3 protein-coding genes are annotated in these 3,910 nt (G+C 74.8%); 2 read left to right on the top strand and 1 reads right to left on the bottom strand.

Features of this window, described 5'->3' with window-relative positions:
• Positions 1 to 464: 464 nt before the first annotated feature.
• Complete coding sequence (locus tag EAD98_RS30630) at positions 465 to 1,061, top strand: hypothetical protein (RefSeq protein WP_147457302.1); 597 nt, start codon at positions 465 to 467, stop codon at positions 1,059 to 1,061.
• A gap of 343 nt (positions 1,062 to 1,404) precedes the next feature.
• Here EAD98_RS30630 and EAD98_RS00730 read toward each other — a convergent pair whose 3' ends face one another.
• On the bottom strand, positions 1,405 to 2,493 hold the full coding sequence (locus EAD98_RS00730; RefSeq protein ID WP_121652170.1) for a diacylglycerol kinase family protein: 1,089 nt from the start codon (positions 2,491 to 2,493) through the stop codon (positions 1,405 to 1,407).
• Between the two features lie 124 nt (positions 2,494 to 2,617).
• On the opposite strand from EAD98_RS00730, the gene EAD98_RS00725 reads away from it, so the two are divergent.
• Entirely contained in the window at positions 2,618 to 3,907 is a 1,290-nt protein-coding gene (locus EAD98_RS00725) for an adenylosuccinate synthase (protein WP_121652169.1), read from the top strand.
• The last annotated feature ends 3 nt before the right edge of the window (positions 3,908 to 3,910 follow it).

The raw sequence follows: 3,910 nt of genomic DNA, 5'->3' as shown, positions 1-3,910 counted from the left end.
TGGCCGGTCCGTCCCCGACGCCGGTGCCGCCAGCCGGGGGCGATGCCGACTCCGCCGCAACGGGGCCCGAGCTCACGGATTCGCTCGCTGCCGCATCGTCGGGGATCGGACGGTCGGCCGGCGCGGCCGGGGCCGCCGGGCGGTCCAGGGTGAACGGCAGGTCCAGGTCGACGCCACCCGGCACGATCGGCGGGGCCGGGACGGGATCAGCGGCCTTCGCCGGTTCGGTTCCTGCTGCGGCGCTTCCCGCGCCAGGTGTGGGGCTTGCTCCCGGCTTGGAGGTCTCCGCGTCGGGCAGGGTGCCTGCCTGCGGCGTTGAGCCGGCTCTCAGCGGCGCGTCGTGGGCTGTCTCCGGCGTGGGCCCGGCTGCCTGCGGCCCGGAGCCAGCCGTCCCCGGCCCCGCGCCGGCTGCCTGTGGCGGTGTGGGGCCGGTCGCCATCGGCCCGGGGACGGCTGCCTGCGGCGTGGGCCTGATGGCCTGCGGCGGCGTTGGCCCGGCTGCCTGTGGCGGTGTCGGCCCGGCTGCCGGCGGTGGCGTTGGCTCGGTTGCCGGCGGCGTTGGATCGGCCGCCTCCGGTCGGGGGCTGGGTGCCCAGGGGTCGGCCACCACTGACGTGGCGCCTGCCGCTGCTGTCGGGCGGTTCGTCGCCGGCGTCGCGCTGCGCGATGCCGCGGCGCCGGTGTCGTCGGGTGTGCCGCTGCTCGCAGGCCCGGTCGAGCCGGTCGCCGAACCGGCGGTCGCGCCCGCCGCGCCGTTCCAGGCAGCAGGGCCGGTGGCCGAGGCGCGATCGGATGCTGAGCCGGCATCGGGTGCTGAGCCGGGAGTCGCGGCAGGCCCGGCAGCTCGGGAAGCCCCGCTCGCTGGTGCGCCGGACGCGGCATCGGTGGTCGACGGCGTGGGTCGGGCGTCGTCGACCGTCGGCCCGGGAGCATCGGACGCCGGGGGGTCGGCAGGCGGTGGCCAGCTCGGCTGGCCCGGTGCCCAGCCCGAGGCGGTGCCGGAGGGGCCGCTGACGCCCCAGCCGCCGGGCGCCGGCACGGCACCCGTGAGCGACGGGTAGTCGGACGGTGACGGCGGGGGCAGCGCCGCGGCCCCGGGCTGCCCGGGAACCGGCGGGCGGCCCGTCGGCGGCACGGCCACCGGCGGCAGCACGGTCGATGGCGGCGCGGCCGACGACGGTGGGCCACCCCGTTGCTCGGAGATCGACGCCCATGGTGGTGCTGCGGCGTCCGCGCCCCGGTCGGTCGCATCGGGTGGCCAGAGTGGTTCGATGTCCCGCTCCGGCACCGGCTGCTGGCCGGGCACCTGCGCCCGGTCGGCGTTCTCGTCCATTACGGCCCCTCCCCAGTCCTCCTGCGAGGATAGGCCCACCGGCCGACGAGGGTCGGTCGGCGCAGCCGGGGTCAGATCGACCAGACCGCCCAGGCGCCCGGTTCGACCCACCAGGACCGCTTGCGGGTCAGCTCGCCCTCGACGCCGTCGTCGAGGTAGGGCACCTTGCCCTCCCTGGGCAGCACCGACACCGCGCGCCCGCGAGCCCGCCGCACCTCCAGGCGTACCCGCTTCCTGCCCAGCTTCGAGCGGACGACCACCGGCACGGCCACCGCGACCTCGACCTGGCCGTCGGCCGGATCCGGCGCGGCCAGCAACGTCACGTCGTCGAGCGTCGCGTACCCGCCGGCGTTCCCGATCGCACAGGCCAGCAGCGGTTCGTCACCGTCAGTCAGGATGGTGTCGTCCACCTCGACCCGGGCCCGCCAGTGCAGCGGCCGGCCGGCGTCGTCGGCGGCGCCGAGCAGAGCGCCGTCCAGGGTCACCGAGCCGCCGTCGTTGCGCAGCAGGTCCAGCCGGCGCGGCGTGCCGTCCAGCACCGCGGCGGCCACCGCGGCCGGGTCGCGGGGCAGCCCGAGCTGCGCGGCCAGGTCCCGGTGAGTGCCGCCACGTGCCGGATCGAGCGGAAGTACGGCCACCGGCGGCAGGTCGGGCAGGGTCCGGTCAGCGGGCAGGTCCGCCGGGCGGCGGCTCGGCGCTGGCGCGTACCGCCGGACCAGCCGGCGCAGCACGGCGCGTAACTGCCCGTCGCTGGCCGTGGCGACGACCAGCCGGGTCTTGCCGTCCGGGTCCGGCCAGGCCAGACCATCCGGGCGCGGCGGACCGTCGAGCCGGGACAGCACCTCGTCGATGTCGGCGTCCGAGCGCGCGGTGACCGTCTGCACCCGGGCACCCCGGGCGTTCAGGGCGTCGACGCAGGCCAGCACCGGCACGCGCGGCCGCTCCGTGACGCACGTGTCCGCAGCGCCCCCCGCCCCGCCAACGGCCGCGCCGGTCGTCTGATCGCCGGCCGGGCCGGTCGTGCCATCGTCGGCGCTGCCGGCACCGGTCGTCGGGTCGGCGTCGGCTCCGGTCGCGCCGCCGCAGCAGGCCCCACCGCTGCCGCAGCCCCCGGGAGCGTCCCGCTCCGAACCGAGGGTGAGCAGCACCACGTCGTACACGGAAGGAGCCTCCTGCCTCTCGGCGCGACCCCTGCCGGCCGCGCCGTCACTACTTGTTAACCTGACACCCCGGGCTCGCCAACCGGTCGCCACCTGGCACCCGAGCCTTCTGGAGGCGGAAAAGATGCCAGCGATCGTGCTCCTCGGCGCTCAGTGGGGCGACGAGGGCAAGGGCAAGGTTACCGACCTGCTGGGTGAGCGGGTCGACTACGTCGTGCGCTACTCCGGTGGCAACAACGCGGGCCACACGGTGATCACCCCGGACGGCCAGAAGTACGCACTGCACCTGATGCCCTCCGGCGCGCTCTCGCCGAGCGCGATGATCGTCATCGGCAACGGCGTGGTGGTCGACCCGAAGGTGCTGCTCACCGAGATCGACGGGCTGGCCGAGCGGGGCGTGGACGTGTCCCGGCTGCGGATCTCCGGCGACGCGCACCTGATCATGCCGCACCACCGGGCGTTGGACCGGGTCATCGAGCGCTACCTCGGCTCGTCCCGGATCGGCACCACCGGCCGGGGCATCGGCCCCGCGTACGGCGACAAGGTCGCCCGGATCGGCATCCGGCTCCAGGACCTGCTCGATCCGGGCATCCTGCGCAAGAAGCTGGAACTCGCACTGCGCGAGAAGAACCAGATCCTGTTCAAGGTCTACAACCGCAAGGCGATCGACCTCGAGGCGACCGTCGAGGAGTACCTGGGGTACGCGGAGCGGCTCAAGCCGTACATCGCCGAGACCCGGGCGATGCTCTGGGACGCCCTGGACCGGGGCGAGACGGTGCTGCTGGAGGGCGCCCAGGCCACCATGCTCGACATGGACCACGGCACGTACCCCTTCGTGACCTCGTCCAACCCGACGGCCGGCGGCGCCTGCGTGGGCGCCGGCATCCCGCCGACCGCGATCAGCAAGGTGATCGCGGTGAGCAAGGCGTACACCACCCGGGTCGGCGCGGGCCCGTTCCCGACCGAGCTGTTCGACGCCAACGGCGACCACCTGCGCAAGATCGGCGCGGAGTACGGCACCACCACCGGTCGGGAGCGCCGGTGCGGGTGGTTCGACGCGGTCGTCGCCCGGTACGCCTGCCGCCTCAACGGCGTCACCGACCTGGTCATCACCAAGCTGGACGTGCTCACCGGGCTGCCCAAGGTGCCGATCTGCGTCGGCTACGAGATCAACGGCGTACGGGTCGACGACATGCCGATGAGCCAGACCGACTTCCACCACGCCACGCCCGTCTACGAGGAGCTCGACGGCTGGTGGGAGGACATCACCAAGGCCCGCACCGCTGACGAGCTGCCGGAGAACGCCCGCCGCTACATCGCCCGCGTCGAAGAACTCTGCAACACCAGGGTGAGCGTCGTAGGCGTAGGCCCCGGCCGAGACGAAAACGTCCTCCTCCACCCCCTCCTCCCCTAACCC

The organism is Micromonospora sp. CV4, from assembly GCF_003667455.1.
Lineage (GTDB): Bacteria > Actinomycetota > Actinomycetes > Mycobacteriales > Micromonosporaceae > Micromonospora.
Note: the sequence above shows the minus strand (reverse complement) of the source record. Positions and strands in the feature narration are given on the sequence as shown.